26 protein-coding genes and 2 pseudogenes are annotated in these 22,641 nt (G+C 62.9%); 10 read left to right on the forward strand and 18 right to left on the reverse strand.

What is annotated here, in order from left to right:
• Window positions 1-132: 132 nt before the first annotated feature.
• The 5 genes from FHX11_RS15485 to FHX11_RS15505 form a co-directional block, all read right to left on the reverse strand.
• Window positions 133-849, reverse strand: a complete 717-nt coding sequence (locus FHX11_RS15485) for an ABC transporter ATP-binding protein (RefSeq protein ID WP_184358528.1) — start codon at window positions 847-849, stop codon at window positions 133-135.
• Window positions 830-1,594, reverse strand: a complete 765-nt coding sequence (locus FHX11_RS15490) for an ABC transporter ATP-binding protein (protein WP_184358529.1) — start codon at window positions 1,592-1,594, stop codon at window positions 830-832. Before FHX11_RS15490 ends, FHX11_RS15485 begins: the two co-directional genes overlap by 20 nt.
• Window positions 1,591-2,595, reverse strand: a complete 1,005-nt coding sequence (locus FHX11_RS15495; protein ID WP_184358530.1) for a branched-chain amino acid ABC transporter permease — start codon at window positions 2,593-2,595, stop codon at window positions 1,591-1,593. The genes FHX11_RS15490 and FHX11_RS15495 overlap by 4 nt, the downstream gene beginning before the upstream one ends.
• Window position 2,596: 1 nt before the next feature.
• Window positions 2,597-3,460, reverse strand: a complete 864-nt coding sequence (locus FHX11_RS15500) for a branched-chain amino acid ABC transporter permease (RefSeq protein ID WP_184358531.1) — start codon at window positions 3,458-3,460, stop codon at window positions 2,597-2,599.
• A gap of 104 nt (window positions 3,461-3,564) precedes the next feature.
• Window positions 3,565-4,737 carry an ABC transporter substrate-binding protein gene (locus FHX11_RS15505; protein ID WP_184358532.1) on the reverse strand — a complete coding sequence of 391 codons (1,173 nt, stop codon included), beginning with the start codon at window positions 4,735-4,737 and terminating at the stop codon, window positions 3,565-3,567.
• A gap of 229 nt (window positions 4,738-4,966) precedes the next feature.
• On the opposite strand from FHX11_RS15505, the gene FHX11_RS15510 reads away from it, so the two are divergent.
• Both FHX11_RS15510 and FHX11_RS15515 read left to right on the forward strand, forming a co-directional pair.
• A complete protein-coding gene (locus tag FHX11_RS15510) occupies window positions 4,967-5,332 on the forward strand; it encodes a type II toxin-antitoxin system RelE/ParE family toxin (protein WP_184358533.1) in 366 nt (121 codons plus the stop codon).
• Window positions 5,316-5,639 carry a DNA-binding transcriptional regulator gene (locus FHX11_RS15515; protein WP_184358534.1) on the forward strand — a complete coding sequence of 108 codons (324 nt, stop codon included), beginning with the start codon at window positions 5,316-5,318 and terminating at the stop codon, window positions 5,637-5,639. Before FHX11_RS15510 ends, FHX11_RS15515 begins: the two co-directional genes overlap by 17 nt.
• A 14-nt stretch (window positions 5,640-5,653) precedes the next feature.
• Here FHX11_RS15515 and FHX11_RS15520 read toward each other — a convergent pair whose 3' ends face one another.
• From FHX11_RS15520 to pcaD, 5 genes are read right to left on the reverse strand one after another with little or no spacing between them, the layout of a single operon-like run.
• Window positions 5,654-6,703 carry a 3-carboxy-cis,cis-muconate cycloisomerase gene (locus tag FHX11_RS15520; RefSeq protein ID WP_184358535.1) on the reverse strand — a complete coding sequence of 350 codons (1,050 nt, stop codon included), beginning with the start codon at window positions 6,701-6,703 and terminating at the stop codon, window positions 5,654-5,656.
• 3 nt (window positions 6,704-6,706) lie between these two features.
• The gene (gene pcaG / locus FHX11_RS15525; RefSeq protein ID WP_184358765.1) at window positions 6,707-7,318 is read right to left on the reverse strand and encodes a protocatechuate 3,4-dioxygenase subunit alpha; all 612 of its coding nucleotides are present in this window, start codon (window positions 7,316-7,318) and stop codon (window positions 6,707-6,709) included.
• A 2-nt stretch (window positions 7,319-7,320) separates the two neighbouring features.
• Window positions 7,321-8,070, reverse strand: a complete 750-nt coding sequence (pcaH, locus tag FHX11_RS15530; RefSeq protein ID WP_184358536.1) for a protocatechuate 3,4-dioxygenase subunit beta — start codon at window positions 8,068-8,070, stop codon at window positions 7,321-7,323.
• Window positions 8,071-8,082: 12 nt separating this feature from the next.
• Window positions 8,083-8,487 (reverse strand): 4-carboxymuconolactone decarboxylase, encoded by a 405-nt coding sequence (gene pcaC / locus FHX11_RS15535; RefSeq protein ID WP_184358537.1) that lies wholly within the window; start codon window positions 8,485-8,487, stop codon window positions 8,083-8,085.
• Window positions 8,484-9,293: a 3-oxoadipate enol-lactonase gene (gene pcaD, locus FHX11_RS15540; protein ID WP_184358538.1), complete on the reverse strand. Its 810-nt coding sequence runs from the start codon at window positions 9,291-9,293 to the stop codon at window positions 8,484-8,486. Before pcaD ends, pcaC begins: the two co-directional genes overlap by 4 nt.
• 93 nt (window positions 9,294-9,386) lie before the next feature.
• On the opposite strand from pcaD, the gene pcaQ reads away from it, so the two are divergent.
• A complete protein-coding gene (gene pcaQ / locus FHX11_RS15545) occupies window positions 9,387-10,313 on the forward strand; it encodes a pca operon transcription factor PcaQ (RefSeq protein WP_184358539.1) in 927 nt (308 codons plus the stop codon).
• A gap of 6 nt (window positions 10,314-10,319) precedes the next feature.
• Here pcaQ and pobA read toward each other — a convergent pair whose 3' ends face one another.
• The gene (gene pobA / locus FHX11_RS15550) at window positions 10,320-11,492 is read right to left on the reverse strand and encodes a 4-hydroxybenzoate 3-monooxygenase (protein ID WP_184358540.1); all 1,173 of its coding nucleotides are present in this window, start codon (window positions 11,490-11,492) and stop codon (window positions 10,320-10,322) included.
• 113 nt (window positions 11,493-11,605) lie between these two features.
• Here pobA and FHX11_RS15555 point away from each other — a divergent pair, with 113 nt between their 5' ends.
• On the forward strand, window positions 11,606-12,493 hold the full coding sequence (locus FHX11_RS15555) for a helix-turn-helix domain-containing protein (protein ID WP_184358541.1): 888 nt from the start codon (window positions 11,606-11,608) through the stop codon (window positions 12,491-12,493).
• 191 nt (window positions 12,494-12,684) lie between these two features.
• Here the strand turns inward: FHX11_RS15555 and FHX11_RS15560 are convergent, their stop codons facing one another.
• On the reverse strand, window positions 12,685-13,440 hold the full coding sequence (locus FHX11_RS15560) for an IclR family transcriptional regulator C-terminal domain-containing protein (RefSeq protein ID WP_184358542.1): 756 nt from the start codon (window positions 13,438-13,440) through the stop codon (window positions 12,685-12,687).
• A 147-nt stretch (window positions 13,441-13,587) separates the two neighbouring features.
• Here FHX11_RS15560 and FHX11_RS15565 point away from each other — a divergent pair, with 147 nt between their 5' ends.
• The 5 genes from FHX11_RS15565 (at window position 13,588) to ligD (ending at window position 18,234) form a co-directional block, all read left to right on the forward strand.
• Complete coding sequence (locus tag FHX11_RS15565) at window positions 13,588-14,295, forward strand: 3-oxoacid CoA-transferase subunit A (RefSeq protein ID WP_184358543.1); 708 nt, start codon at window positions 13,588-13,590, stop codon at window positions 14,293-14,295.
• The gene (locus FHX11_RS15570; RefSeq protein WP_184358544.1) at window positions 14,292-14,981 is read left to right on the forward strand and encodes a CoA transferase subunit B; all 690 of its coding nucleotides are present in this window, start codon (window positions 14,292-14,294) and stop codon (window positions 14,979-14,981) included. The genes FHX11_RS15565 and FHX11_RS15570 overlap by 4 nt, the downstream gene beginning before the upstream one ends.
• Before the next feature lie 112 nt (window positions 14,982-15,093).
• Entirely contained in the window at window positions 15,094-16,299 is a 1,206-nt protein-coding gene (gene pcaF, locus FHX11_RS15575; protein ID WP_184358545.1) for a 3-oxoadipyl-CoA thiolase, read from the forward strand.
• 152 nt (window positions 16,300-16,451) lie between these two features.
• On the forward strand, window positions 16,452-17,246 hold the full coding sequence (locus FHX11_RS15580; protein ID WP_184358546.1) for an SDR family NAD(P)-dependent oxidoreductase: 795 nt from the start codon (window positions 16,452-16,454) through the stop codon (window positions 17,244-17,246).
• 100 nt (window positions 17,247-17,346) lie between these two features.
• Window positions 17,347-18,234 carry a non-homologous end-joining DNA ligase gene (ligD, locus tag FHX11_RS15585; protein WP_184358547.1) on the forward strand — a complete coding sequence of 296 codons (888 nt, stop codon included), beginning with the start codon at window positions 17,347-17,349 and terminating at the stop codon, window positions 18,232-18,234.
• A gap of 2 nt (window positions 18,235-18,236) precedes the next feature.
• On the opposite strand, the gene FHX11_RS15590 is transcribed toward ligD, so the two are convergent.
• The 6 genes and pseudogenes from FHX11_RS15590 to FHX11_RS15615 form a co-directional block, all read right to left on the reverse strand.
• Entirely contained in the window at window positions 18,237-18,803 is a 567-nt protein-coding gene (locus FHX11_RS15590; protein WP_184358548.1) for an isoprenylcysteine carboxylmethyltransferase family protein, read from the reverse strand.
• A 5-nt stretch (window positions 18,804-18,808) separates the two neighbouring features.
• On the reverse strand, window positions 18,809-19,546 hold the full coding sequence (locus tag FHX11_RS15595) for a glutathione S-transferase (protein ID WP_184358549.1): 738 nt from the start codon (window positions 19,544-19,546) through the stop codon (window positions 18,809-18,811).
• Between the two features lie 25 nt (window positions 19,547-19,571).
• Window positions 19,572-19,733 (reverse strand): annotated as a pseudogene (locus FHX11_RS15600) (DUF3175 domain-containing protein); the annotation flags it as partial.
• A 103-nt stretch (window positions 19,734-19,836) separates the two neighbouring features.
• Window positions 19,837-20,043 (reverse strand): annotated as a pseudogene (locus FHX11_RS15605) (plasmid stabilization protein); the annotation flags it as partial.
• A 60-nt stretch (window positions 20,044-20,103) separates the two neighbouring features.
• The gene (locus FHX11_RS15610; protein ID WP_184358552.1) at window positions 20,104-20,274 is read right to left on the reverse strand and encodes a hypothetical protein; all 171 of its coding nucleotides are present in this window, start codon (window positions 20,272-20,274) and stop codon (window positions 20,104-20,106) included.
• A 242-nt stretch (window positions 20,275-20,516) separates the two neighbouring features.
• Window positions 20,517-20,789: a DUF2934 domain-containing protein gene (locus tag FHX11_RS15615; RefSeq protein WP_184358553.1), complete on the reverse strand. Its 273-nt coding sequence runs from the start codon at window positions 20,787-20,789 to the stop codon at window positions 20,517-20,519.
• 326 nt (window positions 20,790-21,115) lie between these two features.
• Here FHX11_RS15615 and FHX11_RS15620 point away from each other — a divergent pair, with 326 nt between their 5' ends.
• Complete coding sequence (locus tag FHX11_RS15620) at window positions 21,116-22,579, forward strand: phospholipase D-like domain-containing protein (protein WP_184358766.1); 1,464 nt, start codon at window positions 21,116-21,118, stop codon at window positions 22,577-22,579.
• Window positions 22,580-22,641 lie beyond the last annotated feature (62 nt).

The following is a 22,641-nucleotide window of genomic DNA, read 5'->3' on the forward strand; positions in this document are numbered from 1 at the left end:
GGCCCCGTATTCGTTTCAAAGCGGCGGTGTAACATCCTAAAATGAGCCTGAAATGAGTTCGGGCGCAGCGACAGCAACGGTTTCGTATTGGCTTCCATCTTGCGGCGGAGCGATATGCGGCTGTCTATCCGCCTAATGCAACCCGCCGACGCCGAGCAGGCGCTCGACCGTGGCATGATCCTCGGAGAGGGCGCCTGGCGTCCCCTGCCAGGCAAGCCGCCCGCGCTCGAGGATGATCACCCGGTCGGCGAAATCGAGCGCGCTCTGGATGCGCTGCTCCACCAGGAGGATGGTCATGTCGCCGGTTTTGGCAAGATTGGCGAAGGCCGCCATCAATTCCTCGCAAATGACCGGCGCCAGGCCCTCCAGCGGTTCGTCGAGCAGCAGCACGGAGGGGCGGCCGAGAATGGTGCGGGCGGTCGACAGCATCTGCTGCTCACCGCCCGAAAGCTGGTTGCCGAGGTTGCGGCGCCGCTCCTTCAGGCGCGGAAACATGTCATAGGCTTCCTGCAGCGCCGCCTTCGGCCGGCCCTTCAGCCCGACGGAGAGATTTTCCTCCACCGTCAGCGTCGGGAAGACGTCGCGGGTCTGCGGCACATAGCCGAGGCCATGATGTGCCCGCCTTGCGCTCGGCAGCGCCGTGACATCGGCGGCCCCCAGGCGGATGCGGCCGTCATAGCGGCGCGTCTGGCCGGCAAGCGTTGCAAGCAGCGTCGTCTTGCCCATGCCGTTGCGGCCGAGCACCGCAAGCCGCGCGCCGGCCGGCACGGAGAAGGACACGCCTTCGAGCACCCGGGTCGGCCCGTAACCGGCCGACAGGTTTTCCACGTCAAGCGGCGCGGCCGGCATCGGCATAGCTCCCCAGATAGGCTTCGCGCACCCGCGCATCCTTGGTGACATCGGCGGGCGAACCGTCGAAGATGATGGTTCCGGCGGCCAGCACGACGACGCGCCTGGCGAAGCGGAAGACCAGATCCATGTCGTGCTCGATCATCAGCACGGCGAGATCGGCCGGCAGATCGGCCAGCGCCTGCTCGATGCGGCCGGTATCGCTCTGCGGCACGCCGGCGGCGGGCTCGTCGAGCAGCAATACTTTCGGCTTCAACGCCATGGCAACGGCGATCTCCAGCAGCCGCTGCTGGCCATAGGCGATTTCGCTCACCTTGCGGTGCATGAGGTCACCGAGGCCGAGCGTGTCGAGCAGATCGGCGGCTTCGGCCATGACGTCGCGCATGGCGAGGAAATTGCCGAACATGCGGCCACTGCGACCACTGCGCTGCAGAATGGCGAGGCCGACATGCTCGGCCGGCGTCATGTCCTGGAAAAGCCGGGTCACTTGGAAGGAACGCACCAGTCCGCGCCGCACGCGGCCGATCGCATCCAGCCCGGTGACCACCTCGCCCGCAAGGCGGACCTCGCCCGAATCGGCGCGCAGGTTGCCGGTGACCAGATTGACGAAGCTGGTCTTGCCCGCGCCATTCGGCCCGATCAGCGCGACGCGATCGCCCGGCGCCATCGACAGGCTGACATCGTTGGTGACCGTCAAGCCGCCGAAGGATTTTCTCAGACGGCTGACCTCGAAGATCGCGCTCATGGGCGGGCCTCCCGGCGACGGGCGAAATAGGCCGCCGCCGTTCCATAGATCCCCTTTGGCGCGAACAGCACCACGAGGATCAGCAGCAGGCCGACGATGGTCAGCCAGTGAAAGGGATTGGCGGCCGAGACATAATCCTCGAACAGCATGAAGATCAAGGTGCCGGCGAGCGCCCCGAACAGCGAGCCGGTGCCACCGAGCACGAGCATGACGAGGGCTTCGGCCGATTGCGTGAAGGAGAGACTGTCGAGACCGACCACCTGGGTCGAGATCGCGTTCAACGCGCCGCCGGTACCGGCGACGGCACCCGAAATCACATACATCTTGATCAGCGCCGCCTTGGGCGAGGCCCCCATGGCGCGGATACGCAGCGGGTCCTGCCGGATGCCGCGGCAGAGCATGCCGAACGGCGAACGCACGAGGATGCGCAGCAGGACGAGCACCACCAGCAGCAGCGCCACGCCATAGAAATAGGCCGTATGCCCATAGAGGTCGAATTCGAACAGGCCGAACAGCGGATCGGTGGAAATGCCGGACAGTCCGTCACTGCCGCCCGTCCAGCTCGATGCCTTGTTGGCGAATTCGTGGAAGAGATAGATCAGCGCGATCGACAGCACGAGCTGCGGCAGGCCATGGGCTCTGAGAATGACGATGCCGCAGACCAGCCCCGCGACCGCGCCGGCGACGATGCCGACCAGCGTCATGACGAGAGGATCGCTGATGCCGTAATGCGCCGAGGCGATGCCGGCCGCATAGGCGCCGGCGCCGAACAGGGCTGCGTGACCGAGCGTCGCCACGCCGCAATAACCGGTAACAAGGTCGAGCGACAGGACGAGCAGGGCGATGGCGATCAGCCGGGTCAGCAGGGCGAGGTTGTCGGGAAACAGCAGGTAACCGGCAGCGGCCAGAACGATGATGACCGCGACGGCGGTCGCATCGCGTCCGAAGGCACGGCGATTGCTCGCCGCCGCCACAGCATCTCTCTCCAGGGTCAGCGCCATATCACTTCATCCTTCCGGCAAGACCGCGCGGGAAGACGCAGATGATGGCAATGACGGCGAGATAGAAAAAGAACTCGCCATATTCCGGCATCAGATAACGGCCGGTCGTATCGATGCAGCCGAGGACGAGGCAGGCCAGCAGCGCGCCTGAGATCGAACCGGCGCCGCCAACCGAGACCACAACGAGAAAGGTCACCATGTAGCGCAGCGCATAATAGGGCTCGACCGGCAGGAGTTCGGCACCGATGACCCCGCCGAAGGCCGCAAGCCCGACGGCCGCGGCGAAACTGACGGCATAGACGATCTCTGTGCGTACCCCGAGAGCCGCCGCCATCGCCGCATTGTCGACGGAGGCGCGAAGCTTCACCCCGAACGAGGTTCTCTCGATCGTGTACCAGAGCGCCAGGGCGACGATGAGGCCGCAGGCGATGGCGAAGATGCGATGCGTGCCGATGGTGCGAAAGCCGAGATCGACCGATCCTTGCAGGTCGGCCGGCAGCGGGATGGTCTTCAGCGTCGGGCCGAAGACATAATTGGCGATACCGATGATGCAGAAGGTGATGCCGATCGTCATCAGGACCTGCGTCAGCTCCGGCGCGCCGTAGATGCGGCGATAAAGCAAGCGCTCGATCGGAATCGAGATCATGACCGTGCCGACGACGGCGAGAAGAACAGCCGCCGCATATCCGAGACCGAGATCGCGCGCCGCGTAGGAGGCGATATAGCCGCCGATCATGGCGAAAGCGCCATGCGCCAGGTTGACGACGCGCATGAGGCCCATGGTGACCGAAAGACCGATCGAAATCACAAACAACACCATGCCATAGGCAAGGGCGTCGACTGCTATGCTGAGCACGGTTTGCATGAAATGACCGGTCCGTTTGATCCTGGCTCTGCGTTAATCCTCTCGGCGGGAACGGACGCAAATCGCCCGTTCGCCAAGGCGCGACAGGATTGACGCTAGGGCGCTTACTTTACCGCCGCCAGACCCGGATCGCCCTGCTTTTCGAATGTCTGGATTTCCTTGTTGTAGTAGCTGCCGTCCGCGGCCTTGGTGACCTCGCGCAGATAGATGTTCTGCGTGATATGCCGGCTTTCCGGATCGATGATCACCGGGCCGCGCGGGCTTGCCCAGGAGAGGCCTTTGACCGCATCGACGGCCTTTTGCGCATCCTGCTTGCCACCGGTCGCCTCGATCATCTTGTAGATGACATGCATGCCGTCGAAGGCGCCGACCGCCGGGAAGGTCAACTCCGCCGGATTGCCGATCGCCTTGCCGGCCGCGGCGACGAAGGTCTTGTTTTCCGCAGAATCATGCGAGATGGCGTAGTGGAAGCTGGTCTGCATGCCGAGCGCGGCATCGCCCAGCGCCGGCAGGTCGGATTCCTGCGTCAGGTCGCCGGGCGCAAACAGCTTGATGCCGGCAGCCTTCAGGCCGTTTTCATTATAGGCCTTGACGAAGCCGAGCGTGGTCGGGCCGGACGGCAGGAAGGCGAAGACGCCCTGCGCGCCGGAATCCTTGATACGCTGCATGATCGGGCTGAAATCATTGGTCGACAGCGGCATGCGCACGGCCTCGACCACCTGGCCGCCCGCCTTTTCGAAACCCGTCTTGAAGGCATTTTCGGCGTCGACGCCGGGACCATAGTCGCTGACGACGGAGATGACTTTCTTCACGCCCGCATCATAGGCGACCTTGGCGATCGGCGTCGATGTCTGCCAGGTGGTAAACGAAGTCCGCACCACGAGCGGGCTCTTCGTCACGATCGCCGACGTCGCGGCGTTGAAAACCACCATCGGTACATTGGCCTGCTTGAGGATCGGCGTCACGGCCATCGCGTCGGGGGTGAAGTAGAAGCCCGCCAGATATTGCACATGCTCCTTGACCACCAGCTCCTGCGCCGAGGATTTCGACTGTGCCGGATCGGCCTGCGGCACATCGCGGTAGATCACCTCGACCTCATGACCGCCGACGCTCTTGCCGTTCAGCGCCATATAGGCATCGATGCCGGCCTTGAAATTCTTGCCCTGCAGGGCGAAAGGCCCCGAAAACGGCCCGATGACGCCGACCTTGATCGTGTCGGCATAGGCGGCGCTGCTGATGGCGATAGCCGCGATCGCGGCCAGAATAACCCGTTTCATGATGTTTCCTCCCCCTGCCGGCCTGCTCCCCGGGCCGGCTTGCTTTGCGCATTTTCAGCCAATGCCAATCTGGCATACGGAATGGTGATGTAAAATGAAATAAGGGCTCGCATTTATAATTGTTCAGTTATGAATTATGGCAACAAAAGCTTAGGACGATCCCTCAGTTTTTGGAATTGCCTCTCGATCAGAGTGTTGAACAAAATAGCACCAGGTGCTACATGCGATCATGGTCGCACGGGTATTCAAAACAAGCTGGTTCAGCAAGGCCGCCCGCAAAGCGCATATTTCGGATAAGCATCTCGCGAACGCGATCAGACAAGTCGCGGAAGGCAAAGCCGATGATCTTGGAGGTGGCGTTTTCAAGAAGCGGTTAAATGACAATAGGCATCGATCGATCATATTGGCAAATGCCGGACGCTTCTGGGTTTACGAGTATCTGTTCGCCAAGCAGGGCCGGGCGAACATCGAAAACGACGAATTGCTCAATTTCAGGAAGCTCGTCAAATCCTACGCCAGCCTTTCGGATGAGCAGCTTCGAAAGTTGATTGAAATCGGGCATTTCGTGGAGATCAGCGATGACAAAGATGCGTAAATACAAAAGCGATGCTTTTGAGGCGATCCACAGCTCTGCCGAAGCCCTTTACACGGTGGGAGCAATCGACAAACAGACCTTGCGTTCCTTCGACAAGGATTGCCTGGTTATGCCCACGGAATTCGAGCCGGCGGAGATCAAGGCGCTTCGCGAGCAAAATCATGTGAGCCAGCCGATTTTTGCGCGCTATCTCAACACCAGCGAGTCGACCGTGCAGAAGTGGGAAAGCGGTGCCAAGCGACCAAGCGGCATGGCGTTGAAGCTGCTGTCGATCGTCAAGAAGCATGGCCTGGAAGTGCTGAACTGAGCAAAAGCAGGCGGTTAGATAGCTGTCCCCAGCCGCCTCACCTTCCCAATCAACTCCCGCGCCGTTCGCAGCGACGCCGCCGTTGCCATCGCCATCGAAGGCAAGAGCAGCCATTCGAGCGTCCAGGCAGCACCCGAGCGCTCCTGCTCGTGCACCATGGACTGATGCATGCCGGAAAGCTGGACGGCATTGAAGCGGGCGAGCACCACCAGCGTTTCGGCGGCAACCGGGTTCTGCTTGTGCGGCATGGCCGAGGAACCGCCGCCGCCGGCAAGCTCGATTTCCTCGCCGGTCTGGGCCAGAAGCGCGACATCCTGGCCGATCTTGCCGAGGCTGCCCGAAATCAAGGAGAGCAGGCCGGCGAACTCGGCGATCCCTCCCCGCTGGCTCTGCCATTGCGGTGCGTCGGTCAGGTCGAGTTCCTGCGCCAGCGATGCGCGGACGGCCGCGGCGTTCGATCCCAGTTTTTCCAGCGTGCCGACCGCGCCGCCGAACTGCAGGGGGAAGGTCTGTTGCGTCAACCGGTCGCGATAGGTCTCCAGAGGATCGCGCCAGGAGCGCAGCCGGTCGGACACGGTCATCGGAATGGCCGCCTGCATGCGGGTACGGCCCATAAGCCTGTTCGCACCCCATTGCTTGTCGAGCGTAGCGAGTGCCGCCGTCACCTGGGACAGACGGCCGGCGAACAGGAAGGCGACCGCCTTCAGGCGGATCATCAGGCTGGTGTCGATGACGTCCTGACTGGTGGCACCGACATGCACATGCTGCGCGGCCTCGCCGCCGACCGCCTTGCGCAACTGCCTGACAAGGTCGGGAATGACGACGCCGTCCGTGGCCGTCGCCGATTTCAGGCTGGCGATGTCGGGCTGGAACGCCGCGCAGACATCGGCGATCTGCTCCGCTGACACCGCCGGAATGAGGCCATGCCGCGCCTCGGCCTTGGCGAGTGCCGCCTCGAAGGCAAGCATGGCGCGGATATCGGCTTGCGCCGAAAAATAGGCGGAAACCTCCTCGTCGCCGAGGAGGCCGGAGAGAAACGGATGGTCGAAGGCGAAAATGCTCATGGCCTATATATCGAGGAAAACCGTTTCCTTGTCGCCCTGCAAATGCACGTCGAACGTATAGGTCGATCCCTCCTGGCTGGCGATCAGGGTGGCGACACGCTCGCGATGCTCGATGCGGGCAAGCAGCGGATCTTCCGCATTGGCCGCGGCCTCGTCCGGAAAATACATGCGCGTATGCAGGCCGATATTGATGCCGCGCGCCACGATCCAGAGAGTGATATGCGGCGCCATTTTGCGCCCGTCCTTGAAGGGGACGCGGCCGGGCTTCACCGTCTCGAAAGAAAAGACGCCATCGGTGGCGCTGGTCGGGCAGCGGCCCCAGCCGGTGAAATTGGGATCGGCCGTTCCCCGCATTTCCGAAGGGCTGTTGTAGAGCCCGGTGCTGTCGGCCTGCCATATCTCGATGACGGCATCCTTCACCGGCGCGCCGGCACCATCGATGATGCGGCCCTTGACCGTGATGCGTTCTCCCAGCGTCTTGTCGTTGACCATGGCCGTACCGAGGTCGACATCGTAGACGCCGCCGATCTCGCTGTAGTTCGGCGTGAGGCCGATATGGACATAGGGACCGGCCGTCTGCGACGGCGTTTCCTTGAGGTAGCCGAGTTCCTGCACCATCAGTTCCCCTCCAGCCGGTTTTCGAACAGGGTCGAGCGCCGCCCGCGCAGCACGATATCGAATTTATAGGCGCGCGCATCCATCGGGATCGTATTGCCCCAGTCGAGCGGCGCAATCAGCTGCTCGATCGCCGCCTTGTCCGGGATCGTGCCGACGATCGGACATTTCCAGATCATCGGGTCGCCCTCGAAATACATCTGCGTGATCAGCCGCTGAGCGAAGCCGTGGCCGAAGATCGAGAAATGGATATGCGCCGGCCGCCAGTCGTTGACGCCGTTCGGCCAGGGATAGGCGCCCGGCCGGATGGTGCGGAAGGCGTAGCGACCCTCGTCATCGGTGATGGCGCGGCCGCAACCGCCGAAATTCGGGTCGATGGCGGCGAGATAGGTTTCCTTCTTGTGGCGATACCGCCCGCCGGCATTGGCCTGCCAGAACTCCAGAAGCGCTCCCGGCACCGGCCGGTTGCGCTCGTCGAGCACGCGGCCATGCACGATGATACGCTCGCCGATGGCGCTTTCGCCGGGTCTCGCGAAATTGTGGATCAGGTCATTGTCCAGTTCGCCGATGATCGAATGGCCGAAGACCGGGCCGGTGATTTCGGAGATCGTGCCGTCGAGAGATAGAAGCGCGCGCTGCGGCGAACGCAGCACCGAAGTCTTGTAGCCCGGCGTGAAGGCCGGCGCGTGCCAGGCGCGGTCGCGAGCGAAAAAGGCGCCCGTTTCGGGCCTGCTGTTGCTTTTGTCAGACATACTTGCCTCGCTTCAAGCCGCCTTCTCGGCGTCCATCTGTTCGAAAACCTGCTTTGCGATCTTGATCGCGTGATTGGCCGCCGGCACGCCGGCATAGATCGCCACATGCAGGAGCGCCTCGCAGATATCCTCACGCGTCGCGCCGGTATTGCTGGTGGCGCGGACATGCATGGCCACCTCCTCATCCTGGCCGAGTGCTGCCAGAAGCGCGATCGTGACGATCGAGCGCTCGCGCTTGCTGAGCGTCGGCCGCGACCAGACATGGCCCCAGGCGGCTTCGGTGATCAGCTCCTGGAACGGCCGGTCGAACTCCGTCGATCCCGCCTGCGCGCGGTCGACATGACTGTCGCCGAGAACGGCGCGGCGTGTCGCCATGCCCTGGCGATAGCGCTCGGACGGAACGAGGGGTTCACTCATGGGCTCTTGTCTCCCTGCAGGGCAAAATCGACGAAGGCGCGAATGACGGCCGTCAGCGCCTCGGGCTGTTCGACGCAGGGAATGTGCCCCGCATCCTTGATCACTTCATAGCGCGCATTCGGAATGAGTTTTGCGGTCGACAATACCACCTCCGGCGGCGTCGAACCGTCCTGATCGCCGACGATGCAGATGGTCGGCACGGCGATCTTCTTGGCCGCCTCGGTGAGATCGGCGTCGCGCAGTGCCGCGCAGGTTGCCGCATAGCCCGCCGCCGGCTGCCGGATCAGCATGTTGCAATAGCCGGCGAAGGCCATGTTCTCAGGACGACGGAAGGCAGGCGTGAACCAGCGCTCCATCACCGCATCGACGATCGATTCGATGCCATGCGCCTCCACCTGCGCGATGCGGGCATTCCAGCTCTCGATCGTGCCGATCTTGTGCGCGGTGTCGCAGAGGATCAGCGCCCGCACCAGATCCGGGCGTCGCTGGTAGAGCGACTGGGCGATCAGTCCGCCGACCGACAGGCCGCAGATGACCGCATTCTTCACCGAGAGAAAATCGAGAAGCCCGGCAAGATCGTTGGCATGATCCTCGATCGCATAGGGCACCTGGCCGATATCGGAGAGGCCATGGCCGCGCTTGTCGTAGAGCACGATGGCGAAATCGCCAGCAAGGCGGACAATCACGTCGCGCCAGATGCGGAAATCCGTACCGAGCGAATTGGCAAAGACCAGCACCGGCTTGTCACCGGCAGCGCCGATGATCTGATAGTGAATCGTGACGTCGTTGATACGGGCGAACTGCACTGAAAATCTCCTCGACAGCGAGATTGAATGTTTAATCTGGTTAGGTAAAATGATATTTTATGGACTTCCGATAACCATAAGGTTATGAAAATCATGATCGACACGCGCGTGAAGTTCCGTCATCTCCAGACTTTTGTCGAGGTCGCGCGCCAGAAAAGCGTGGTGAAGGCAGCCGAACTCCTGCATGTCAGCCAGCCGGCGGTGACCAAGACTATCCGCGAGCTGGAGGAGGCGCTGGGGGTCGCGGTGTTCGAGCGCGAAGGGCGCGGCATCCGGATCACGCGCTACGGCGAAGTCTTCCTGCGCTATGCGGGCGCGGCGCTGACGGCGATGCGCCAAGGCTTCGATTCCGTGTCCCAGGAGCGGTCCGGCGAGGCGCCGCCGATCCGGATCGGCGCGCTTCCGACGGTCTCGACGCGGATCATGCCGCGCGCCATGGAGCTGTTCCTGAAGGAAGACACCTGGAGCCGCATCAAGATCGTCACTGGCGAAAATGCCGTGCTTCTCGAGCAATTGCGGGTTGGCGACCTCGATCTCGTCGTCGGACGGCTGGCAAGCCCCGACAAGATGGCGGGCTTTTCCTTCGAACATCTCTACTCCGAGCAGGTCGTCTTCGCCGTCCGGGCCGGACATCCGCTGCTGAAGGCCGGAAAATCCCTGTTTGCCGAGCTCGACAAATATACGATCCTGATGCCGACGCGCGGCTCGATCATCCGGCCGTTCGTCGAGAGTTTTCTCATCGTCAACGGCGTCGCCGGCCTGCCGAACCAGATCGAGACGGTCTCGGATTCCTTCGGCCGCGCCTTCGTGCGCGCCAGCGACGCCATCTGGATCATCTCGACCGGCGTCGTCGCCGGCGATGTCAAGGACGGCTTGTTGAGCCTGCTGCCGATCGACACCAGCGAAACCAGAGGTCCCGTCGGACTCACCATGCGCACCGACGCCATTCCCACGATGCCGCTGTCGATCCTGATGCAGACGATCCGCGAGGCGGCCGGCGAGGTGGCGAAAAAGCCTTAGGCCGGTTCAGAACGGAAGGCCGACATAATTCTCCGCAAGCGCGGTGGAAGCGGCGCGGGAATGGGTGAGATAATCGAGTTCGGCCTCCTGGATCTTCTGATCGAAATCGCTGGTATCGGGAAAGCGATGCAGCATCGTCGTCATCCACCAGGAGAAGCGAACGGCTTTCCAGACGCGCGCGAGCGCTCGGGGGGAATAGGCGTCCAGCCCGGCATTGGAGCGATCCTGATAGTGCTCCGCCAGGCCTGAGAAGAGATAATGCACATCGCTTGCCGCGAGATTGAGCCCCTTGGCGCCGGTGGGCGGCACGATATGGGCGGCGTCGCCGACGAGAAACAGGCGGCCGAAGCGCATGGGCTCGGCGACGAAGGAGCGCAGCGGCGCGATCGATTTCTCGAAGGAGGGCGCGGTGAGCAGCGCCTCGGCATGATGCTCCGGCAGGCGGCGGCGCAGCTCCTCCCAGAAGCGGTCGTCGCTCCAGTTCTCGACCTTCTCGTCCAGCGGGCACTGGATGTAATAGCGGCTGCGCGTCATCGACCGCATCGAGCAGAGTGCGAAGCCGCGCGGATGGTTGGCATAGATCAATTCGTGATTGACCGGCGTGACATCGGCGAGCAGCCCGAGCCAGCCGAAGGGATAGACCTTCTCGAAGCAGCGGATTGCCTTTTCCGGGACCGACTTGCGGCTGACGCCATGAAAGCCGTCGCATCCAGCGATGAAATCGCAATCGATGCGATGCGCAACACCATCCTTTTCGTAGGTGAGATAGGGAGCGGTGCCGTCGAAATCGTGCGGGCTGACATTGGCGGCGTCATAGATCGTCACGCCGCCAGTTTGCTCGCGACGGGCCATCAGGTCGCGAGTCAATTCGGTCTGGCCATAGATCATCACGCGCTTGCCGCCGGTAAGATCATGCAGGTCGATGCGATGATCGCGGCCATCGAAGGCGAGCGAGAAGCCGTCGTGGGGAAGGCCCTCGGCATGCAGGCGCGTCGCAGACTTCGCCTTGTCCATTAGCCGAACCGTGCCTTCCTCCAGCACGCCGGCGCGCACGCGGCCGAGAATATAGTCCTTGCCGACGCGGTCGAGGATGATGTTGTCGATGCCGGCCTCGGTCAGCAGCTGGCCGAGCAGCAGGCCGGACGGGCCGGAACCGATGATGGCAACCTTCGTACGCATGATGTCCTCCCGCGCTTCGTCTTTTGTCGAATTCTGCGCGGTCGGCAGGGTCGTCACAATGGACATTTCATCCAAGAAATTGCACAAACCGAACATGGCGAAGGAGGAAAGCCATGTCGAACGCAGTGCCGACCTATGAGCTCTACGGCGAGAATACCGGCCGAAACCCGGATTTCTGGCTGCATTGCGAGACAATTCCCTCGCGCAGCAGCCTGCATCACTGGGAAATCCGGCCGCACCGGCATGAGAGTTTCTTTCAGATCTTGTACATAGACGCCGGCTCCGGCGATGCGATCTTCGACGGCGTCCGCCATGCCATTGCGCCGCCCGCCATCATCACCGTGCCACCGCGCCTCAATCACGGCTTTCGCTTTTCGCGCGATATAGACGGTTTCGTCGTCACCGTGCTGATCTCGCATCTGAAGGCCGCGCCCGGCGATCGCAGCCGGCTGGGCGAATGGCTGGCCGAGCCGCATCTGACCTTGCTGGATACCAACAACGATGACGCCACTTATGTGGCACAGACATTGCGGCGCCTAGGCGAGGAATTCACCAATCGCCGCAGCGGCCGCAACGACCTGCTCGAAGCCTATTTGACCTCAGCGCTGCTTCTGACCGCCCGGCTTTCGCAGCGGGAAGCGGAAGGGCCAGGTGCTTCCGACGAAAGCGAGCGGCGCATGGAGCGGCTGCACGGCCTCATCCAGCATCATTTCCGCGCACACAGGCCCGCCGCCTTCTATGCCGAAGCGCTCGGCATCTCGCCGACCCATCTCAACCGCATCGTGCGCGGCAGGACCGGGCTGGCGACGCACGAGCTGATCGCCCGCAAGCTCACCGACGAAGCCAAGCGCGACCTGGTCTTCACCTTTGGTTCGGTGCAGGAAATCGGCTATCGACTTGGCTTTGCCGATCCCGCCTATTTCTCGCGGTTTTTCCTGAAGCAGACCGGCCAGACGCCGCGCGCCTGGCGCATGGCCGAGCGGGAGAGGCTTGGGATGTGAGCAGGGCAGAGTCCGATCACCCGCCCTCGTGCTTCGAGACGGCCCTGCGGGCCTCCGCAGCATGAGGGCTAGTCACCAGCGCCTAGCCCTCCGTCGGATAGCACTCTGCCTTGATCACGGAGGCCACTCCACCCTCACCCTGAGCCTGTCGAAGGGCGAGAGTGGCCCCGGAAAGCTAGAAAGCCTGAAGCTTACGGCAAAACCAGCCGCAACGCCTTTTGGGTCTCCCGCAGCAGCGGCAGGAACCGCTCCGCCATCTCGGCGGCGGCGACGTAGGCGGCAGGCGCCCCTATGTTGATGGCCGCGACTGTCTGGCCGCGATCGTTCTCGACCGGCACGGCAATCGAGCAGAGGCCGATTTCCAGTTCCTGGTCGATGACGGCATAGCCCTGCGACCGCACCCGGCGGAACTCGGCCAGCAGCTCTTCCGGATCGGTCCTGGTGTTCGGCGTATTGGCCTTGAGGTCCGTGCGCTGAAGGATCGAGCGCGCCTCGCTTTCCGGCAGGGCGGCGAGCAGGACACGGCCCATCGAGGCGCAGAAGGCCGGCAGGCGGCTGCCGGGCGTCAGGTTGATCGACATCACCCGGCGCTGCGAGGCGCGGGCGATATAGACGACCTCGGTGCCATCCAGCACGGACGCCGAGGCATTCTGGCCAGCACGCTCGGCAAGCTGGTCGAGGTGCGGCTGGATGATCGTCGGCAGCGGCGTCGCCGCAAGATAGGCATGGCCGAGCCGCAGGATCTTCGGCGTCAGCGTGAAGAACTTGCCGTCATAGACGGCGTAGCCGAGTTCGGCCAAGGTCAGCAGCGAACGACGCACGGTGGCGCGGTCGAGCCCCGTCAGTTTCGACGCCTCGGCGATCGTCAGGCGCTGCTGCGTCTCACCAAAGGCCTCGATGACCTTCAGTCCCTTGGCAAAGCCACTGACGAAATCACCTTCCCGCATGATGCCCTCCAGATTCCCGCCTTCGTTTTGTGCGATATATGAACAAATATCAAATAACGCACAAATCAATTGCCGTCCAGCCCAGGCTGATTTATTCGAGAGGCAGAGGACGGGTCGTCTTAATCCGCCCGCAACGGGAGATTTCGCATGGACAAGACAATTGCGAGCACGGCGGCGGCCGTCTCGGACATCGGCGATGGCGCGACCGTCATGATCGGCGGCTTCGGCGGCTCCGGCGCACCGATCGAACTCATTCATGCCCTGATCGACAAAGGCCCAAAGAACCTGACCGTCATCAACAACAATGCCGGCAACGGCCGCATCGGCATCGCGGCGATGATCGATGCCGGCATGGTCCGGAAGATGATCTGTTCCTTCCCGCGCTCCTCCGATCCGCGTGCTTTCACGGATCGCTATCTGGCCGGCGAAATCGAGCTGGAACTGGTGCCGCAGGGGACACTCGCCGAACGCATCCGCGCCGGCGGCGCCGGCATCCCGGCCTTCTATACGCCCACCGCCTATGGGACCGAGCTCGCACAGGGCAAGGTCATCGCCGAATTCGACGGCCGCCACTATGTTCAGGAGCGCTGGCTGAAGGCGGATTTCGCCATCGTCAAGGCCCAGGTCGGCGACGTGCACGGCAACCTCCTCTACAACAAGGCCGGCCGCAACTTTAATCCGCTGATGTGCATGGCCGCGGCCAAGACGATCGCGCAGGTCTCGAAGATCGTCGCCGCCGGCGAGCTCGATCCCGAGCACATCGTCACCCCCGGCATCTTCGTCAACGGCGTCGTCGAAGTCGCCGATCCGCAGCAGGAAGAAGCGCTCATTCGGGCCGGAGTGGTATACGCATGACCATCGACACACGCGACGACATCAAGCTCTCCAACGCCCAGATCGCCTGGCGCGCCGCACAGGATATCCAGGATGGCGCCTATGTTAACCTCGGCATCGGCTTCCCGGAAATGGTCGCCCGCTACCAGCCTCCCGGCCGTCAGGCAATCTTCCACACGGAAAACGGCATCCTGAATTTCGGCGAGCCGCCGGCGGAAGGTGAAGAGGACTGGGACCTGATCAATGCCGGCAAGAAGGCCGTGACGCTGAAGCCGGGCGCATCTTTCTTCCATCATGCCGATAGCTTCGCCATGGTGCGCGGCGGTCATCTCGACGTGGCGATCCTCGGTGCCTATCAGGTGGCACAGAATGGCGACCTAGCCAACTGGCGCGTCGGCTCCAAGGGCGTGCCCGCCGTCGGCGGCGCCATGGATCTGGTGCATGGCGCCAAGCAGGTTTTTGTCATCACCGAACATGTGACGAAGGACGGCAAGCCGAAACTGGTGGAGGCCTGCACCTTCCCGCTGACCGGCGTCGGCTGCATCACCCGCGTCTACACCAGCCATGCCGTCATCGATATCGCCAATGGCGGCTTCGTCGTACGGGAGAAGCTGGCGGCCATGACGATGGACGAGCTGCAGGCAATGACCGGCGCTCCGCTCCATGTCGACGGCCCCGTCGCCGACCTCGTCGTCCCGGCGCTCTAGAGCATTTCCGCTTTTCTTCGAACCGCGAAAACGCTCTATCCCTTTGTTTTTAAGCAATTCCGGACGGAAAACCGCTACGCACTTTTCCTGGAATTGCTCTAAGGAGAAGACCATGACCGAAGCCTTCATCTGTGACTATATCCGCACGCCTATCGGCCGCTTCGGCGGCTCGCTCTCCTCTGTCCGCGCCGACGATCTCGGCGCCGTGCCGCTGAAGGCGCTGATCGAGCGCAATGGCTCCATCGATTGGGAAGCGATCGATGACGTGGTTTTCGGCTGCGCCAACCAGGCCGGCGAGGACAACCGCAACGTCGCGCGCATGTCCTCTCTGCTGGCCGGCCTGCCGATCTCCGTTTCCGGCACGACGATCAACCGCCTCTGTGGCTCCGGCATGGATGCGGTCATCACCGCCGCCCGCGCCATCCGCTCCGGCGAGGCGGAATTGCTGATCGCCGGCGGCGTCGAGAGCATGTCGCGCGCGCCCTTCGTCATTCCCAAGGCCGACAGCGCCTTTTCGCGTAATGCCGAGATTTACGACACCACCATCGGCTGGCGCTTCATCAACCCGCTGATGAAGAAGCAATATGGCGTCGATTCCATGCCGGAAACCGGCGAGAACGTCGCCGAGGACTGGAAGGTCAGCCGCGAAGACCAGGACGCCTTCGCCGTTCGCTCGCAGGCCAAGGCGGCTGCCGCACAGGAGAACGGCCGTCTCGCCAAGGAGATCACCCCGGTCACAATCCCGCAGCGCAAGGGTGACGCCATCGTCGTCGGCAAGGACGAACATCCGCGCGCCACGACGATCGAAACCCTGGCCAAGCTCGGCACGCCCTTCAAGAAGGAGGGCGGCACGGTAACCGCCGGCAACGCCTCCGGCGTCAATGACGGCGCGGCGGCACTGATCATCGCTTCGGAAGCGGCGGTGAAGAAATACGGCCTGACGCCGATTGCCCGCATTCTCGGCGGAGCTGCCGCCGGTGTGCCGCCGCGCGTCATGGGTATCGGCCCGGTGCCTGCCTCGCGCAAGCTGATGGCACGCCTCGGCATGCGCCAGGAGCAGTTCGATGTCATCGAACTCAACGAGGCCTTCGCCTCGCAGGGTCTCGCCGTCCTGCGCGAACTCGGCATTGCCGACGCCGATGCCCGTGTCAACCGCAATGGCGGCGCCATCGCGCTCGGCCATCCCCTTGGCATGTCTGGTGCGCGTATCACCGGCACGGCCGCACTGGAACTGAAGGAAACCGGCGGCCGCTATTCGCTGTCGACCATGTGCATCGGCGTCGGCCAGGGCATCGCCGTGGCACTCGAACGGGTCTGATCTCCTCACGATGAATTGACGGCGGGCCGCCCGGAACGTCCGGGCGGCCCGCTTTTGTTTGCCGCGCGCGCATTGCCGCGCCGCGCTTCCGCCTGATATTACAGTCGCGATTTCGTCGTATGATTTATTGTCGACTTTCAGGAGGAGCCGTCATGACAGAACTCGCGCAATCCCTCGCATCCATCCGCATTCCCGATCTCGCCGGCAAGCGCGTGCTGATCACCGGCGCCTCGACCGGCATTGGTGCGGCGCTGGCCCGTGCCTTCGCCCAGCAGGGCATGAAGGTCGGCATCCACTTCAACGCCAGCCGCGAGCCGGCCGAAAGGCTTGCCGCCGAGATCACCGCCGCCGGCGGGCAAGTGCATCTGGTTCAGGGTGACGTCTCGCAGGATGGCGAGACCGAGCGGGTCGTCGAGGAGACGGCGGAAGCCTTCGGCGGGCTCGACGGGCTCGTCAACAATGCCGGCGGCATGCTCGGCCGCGTGCCGACTTCGGCGATGACCGACGAGCACTATGAGCGGGTGATGAACCTCAATGCCCGCTCGGTGCTGGCCGCGACCCGCGCCGCCCATCCACATCTGAAAAAGCAGGGCGGCTTCATCATCAACACCACCTCGATCGCCGCCCGCAACGGCGGCGGCAACGGCGCGATCCTCTATGCAGCCTCCAAGGGTTTCGTCTCCACGATCACCCATGGCCATGCCAAGGAATTCGTCGCCGACAAGATCCGTGTCAACGCGGTCGCGCCCGGCGTCATCGCCACACCGTTCCATGAGCGCTATACCAATGACGAGCAGATGGAATTGCAGCGCAGGACCATTCCCATGGGCTTCGTCGGCACCTCGGAAGACTGCGTCGGCGCCTATCTGTTCCTCGCTTCTCCCACCCTGTCCGGCTATATTACCGGCCAGGTCATCGAGGTGAACGGCGGCCAGCTGATGCCCTGAGTGCGGGCAGCGCCATCGACTTTTCCGCCGGGCCATGCAACTCCATGTCCGGCGCAATCGTTTCAAGGTCGGACCAGCTTGGCGATGGAGCATACACGGCATGGTAAAGACGCCTACCCCGGATCATGCGAAGACCTCCGTGCAACTGACGCATCCGGAGCGGATCTACTGGCCGGACGACGGCGTCAGCAAGCAGGATCTTGTCGACTACTACGCCCTCGCCTTCGAGCGCATGGCCCCCTTCGTCGTCGACCGGCCGCTGGCGCTGCTGCGGTGCCCCGACGGGATCAAGGGGCCGCGCTTCTTCCAGAAACATGCCTGGAAAGGTATCAATCCGCATATCGAGGAGATCGCCGATCCGCAGGACAAGGACGGTGAAAAACTGCTGCGGATCAGGGATCTCGACGGACTGGCCGCGCTCGTCCAATCCGCCGCCCTTGAAATCCATCCCTGGGGTACGACCACGGCGCATTGGGAAAAGCCCGACATGATCATCATGGATCTCGATCCCGGCGAAGATGTCGCCTGGAGCGCGGTCATCGCCGGCGCGCAGGACATAAGGGATCGATTTTCGGCCATGGGCCTTGCCTCCTATGTCAAGACCTCGGGAGGCAAGGGACTGCATGTCGTCGCTCCCCTGACGCCGAAGGCCGAGTGGCCGGATGTCAAGAAGGCGGCGGAAGCCATTGCCGGCGGCATGAGCGCCGACAGCCCGGAAAAATATCTCTCGGTCGCCACGAAAGCGAAGCGGACGGGCCACATCTTCGTCGACTATCTGCGCAACGGGCGCGGCAATACCGCTGTCGCCCCCTATTCGACCCGCGCAAGGCCGGGTGCCGCGATTTCGATGCCGCTAGCCTGGGAGGAGTTGACCGAAGAGACCGGCCCGGCATCCTTCACCGTCAAGAACGCGGCATCGCGGCTGCAGCAGGGCGCCGCCAACCCCTGGGCCGATTTCTTCGAGGCGGCGCGACCCTTGAAGAGCTAAGTTCAGGCTACGAAGGGGATCAATGCCCGCGTGTGGGCCTTGTAGTCGGCATAGGCCTGGCCGAAGGTTTCGCTCATCCAGCTTTCCTCGATGCGCACCCGGCGCAGGACGGCGTAGAGCATGAACGCGATCGCCAGCAGGGCGGCGAGATCGCCACGTGCGAGCGCCGAGCCGATGATGGCAAGCATCAGGCCGGAATAGATCGGATGGCGGACAATGGCATAGGGGCCGGTGCGAACCAGAGCATGGTCTTGCTTGACGGTGATGACACCGCTCCAGTTGCGGCCGATGTGATAACGCGCCCAGATGGCGAAGCCCAGACCGGCGACCGTCATCGCCGCGCCAATACAATAGGTCGCCAGATCATGCGGGATCAGCCGGACCTGCAAAGGCCCCAGCCAGGCCGGCGGCGCCGAGAGCAGAAAGCCGCCTATCCAGAGCGGCGCGGTATTTTCGAGCCGCGACAGCGGCTCCTCCTGGCGGGCGGTCTTCTTGACGCCGAAGGCGGCGAGGAGCCAGATCGAGCCCCAGATGATCCAGCAGGCGGGGATGAACAGATCCAGCAACATTTCGCTCAATCCATCTCTTTGTCCAATTCCGGATAATGCCGGAAGATACCGTTCTCATTGAAGGGGATTCGGCGGTCGGATGCAAGATAGCGAGCAATATTGGGCAAGGTCATGACAGCGCCGCGCAGCGCGGCCAGATGCGGATAGCGCTCGTCCAGATGCGCGGTGGCGCGCGGAAAGGCATAGCGCAAGCCTTCATGGATCTGGAACAGCGAGAGATCGACGTAAGTAAGCCGATCGCCGAAAATATGCGCCGGTCCATGCGGGTTCTGCCTGAGGACGCGCTCGAAATAGCCGAGGAATTTCGGCATGCGATTGTCGAGGAATTCCGCTGTCCGCGCCTTGGCCTCCTGTCTCTGCTCCTCGTAATATTTCGACACCGCGATCGGATGATGCGTATCGTGCACCTCGGCGACGAGATCGGTGATCGTCAGCTGCAGGCCGTTCAGGATATGGCGCTCCGCCTGATCTTCCGGCGCAAGACCGAGTTTCGGGCCGAGATACATCAGGATATTGGCGACATGCGAGATGATGAGATCGCCATCCCTGAGGAAGGGCGGGGCGAGCGGGATATCGGGGAGCGACTTGCTTTCCATCACCGCGAACATCGCTCCTACGCCCTGGCCCTTGCTCTCCGGACCACGGCTGACGTCGATATAATCAGCGCCTGCCTGTTCCAATGCGAGGCGCACGAATTCGCCGCGACCCTGGATGCTGTCCCAATAGTAAAGCTCATAGGTCATCAAATCCTCCCGTCCCTCGGTCAAGCTATTTCGGTTCGCGGCCAAAATCCTTGCGCAGCTCGTTCTTGGCGGCTTCGAGCGTCCGTCTGCGCCGGCAGCCAAGATGATCGCCGGCACGACTGATGCAGAAGCTTAGCATCGACATGGCGGAACGGAAGGGGTCGAACTTGCGGCGATCGCTGGTCTCGGTCAACTCGCGCGACCATTTTTTGGATCGAGCCGCGACCGGCTCCTTTCCATATGGACAGGGCTAATGATGAGCCTGTTGCTCATGCCGCTTGCGGGTTGCCGCCGCCTTTTTCGGACGATGCATGGTTCTCGGGATGGCCTCGACCGGAGCCGGATTTCTTGCCGCCGCCGCTCTCCTTGTTCTCGGTCGCCCAGGCGCGGCGTTCAGCCTCATCCTCGGAAACGCCACGGCTTTCATAGCTCTTCTCAATATGCTCGGCCTTGCGCTTCTGCTTGTCGGTGTAAGCGGATTTGTCTCCTCTTGGCATGGTCTTTCTCCTCGTTGCGGATGAGGAGACCAACCCGTCGGCATAGAAAAAGTTCCGGCTTCAACGGGAGGCTGGTGACTGTTTCGCGATATCGGAATGCGGCGGCCGGGCTGTGGCGCCCGCTTCCTTGCCCGAGACGGGAAAAAGGATGCCCACGGAACGGTCGATGACGAGGATCAGCGCCAGGGCTGCCAGGAGATAGAGGCTCGCGAGGATGAGGAGCGCGGTCATGACATCACATCGGCACGGTCACGAACCGGCACAACCGGCCGAACCAAGACGTTTACGCAATCCATACAACGACCATTCATGGTGAAGTCCCCTCTTCACCACTAGCATCGATGTGTGACATCTGTTTGCGTGCGCCGGAATTCCGCTAATTTTTTGCGGTAAACGGGCCCAAAGACAACGGCCCGGCGCCGGGCACCGGGCCGCTCCTATCACCAACTGCGTCATCAGACGCAGCGCCCGGCTCAGGCCTTGGCGCTGGCCACCTTCTTCGACACCCGCTTGGCCGCGACCTTTGGCGCCACATCGCCAGCCACTTTGGCGGCGGCAACCGGTGCCTTGCGCTTTGCCTTCGGCTTCACATCGACCTTGGGGCTCTTGCCATTGCTTTTTTCGAGCGCAACAAACTCGCTGCTTGCCAGCTCCCAGTGAACCGTATCGCGACCGGAAGGATAGCCTTCCGCTTCCCATATGGCGTAAGCCCGTTTCTGGACCCATTCATCCCGCGATTCCAACATTGCCGATCTCCGTTCGCATCATTGATCATGGTTGATGAAAAATACCCGTTCTTGAAACGCGGGTTTTCACGCCTCCCCCGAGCAACCGGGACGCCAGCCCTGAAATTCCGAAAGTCCCGACCCTCGAACCACTACAGGCACTTCGCACGCCAAACATGACGTCCCGCAACGGACATCGGCGAAGCGGCCGAACCACCACTATGACGACAGCACGACCTTCGTTCAATTGAAAATATCCGATACACAACCTATCCACACCGCGGCGAACGATGCGAGCAGCGCGTGTGCTCGATTGCAGCTTTCGCCGGCAAAGTTATACTCCGCGCATGTTCGACCTGCTGATTGCCCATTGGGGCCAAATCCTCGCCGTCCTGTCCATCGCCATGGGAACGGCGGCCGCCATTCATGCGGCCATGACGAAAGAGGAGGTTCGCGCCGCGATCGGCTGGGTCGGCGTCATCATCCTGTCGCCGATCGTCGGGGCGCTGCTCTATGCCGTCGCCGGCATCAACCGTATCCGCCGGGCATCGCTCAGCCTGCAGCGTGACGTGCTGTTCCAGAAGGACGCGACCGGCGCGCTCGCCAGTTTCGATGCCCAGGACGATATGGTCCGCCGCAACTTCGGGGCGCGCTTCCGCTCGATGAAGACGCTCGGCGACCGGGTGGCGCGCTATCCGATGAGCACCGGCAACACCATCGAGATGCTGGAAAGCGGCGACGCCGCCTATGCCGCCATCAAGGCCGCCATCGACGGCGCCGAGCGCAGCATCCTGCTGGAAACCTACATCTTCGACCGCGACCCCATCGGCTTGCGGATCGCCGACAGCCTGATCGCCGCCGTCAAGCGCGATGTCGACGTGCGCGTGCTGGTCGATGCCGTCGGCGCCCGCTACTCGGTGCCCAGCATCATGGGCTATCTCCGCGATGGCGGCGTCGAGGTGGATGTCTTCAACGGCAATGTCATCATGGGCCTTCGCCTGCCCTATGCCAACCTGCGCACCCACCGCAAGATCGTGATCGTCGACGGCCGCATCGCCTTTACCGGCGGCATGAACATCCGCCAGGGGTTCACCCGGGAATTCGCCGCCGATCAATGCGCGCGCGACACGCATTTCTGCGTCACCGGTCCCGCCGTCGCCGATCTTTTCAACACCGCCGCCGAGGACTGGCGCTTTGCGACCGGCGAGATATTGGAGGGCGATCCCTGGCGGATCGCCACACCCGCAAACGAGCCGGGGGCGCCGGTCTTCATGCGCGTCATCGTCTCCGGGCCGGACCGCAGCCTCGAGACGAACCACAAGATGCTCATCGGCGCGCTGTCGATCGCCCGCACCTCCATCCGCATCATGTCGCCCTATTTCCTGCCGGATCGCGAGCTGATCAGCGCGCTGGTGACAGCGGCAAGGCGCGGCGTCGAGGTGGATATCGTCGTGCCGGCCGCCAACAATCTCGTGCTCGTCGACCGCGCCATGACGGCGCAGTTCGACCAGATGCTGAAGAATTATTGCCGCATCTGGCGGGCCGAGGGAGCCTTCGACCATTCGAAGCTGATGGCGATCGACGGCACCTGGGCCTATGTCGGCTCCTCCAATCTCGATCCGCGCTCGCTGCGGCTGAATTTCGAAGTGGATCTCGAGGTCATGGACCGTGGTTTCGCCCATACCATCGAGACCCGCATCGGACACGTCCTCGACACGGCCACCCCCGTCGATCTCGCCAAGCTCAGGGCCCGTCCCTTCATCATCCGGCTGATCGAAAAGATCCTCTGGCTCGGATCGCCCTATCTCTGAGCCGAATGCCGCGACTTGTGATTTCCGGTGCGCGCCTTTTCACATGACAAGGCCGGTCATCG

Origin of the sequence: Rhizobium sp. BK602 (assembly GCF_014195095.1) — a bacterium.
Lineage (GTDB): Bacteria > Pseudomonadota > Alphaproteobacteria > Rhizobiales > Rhizobiaceae > Rhizobium.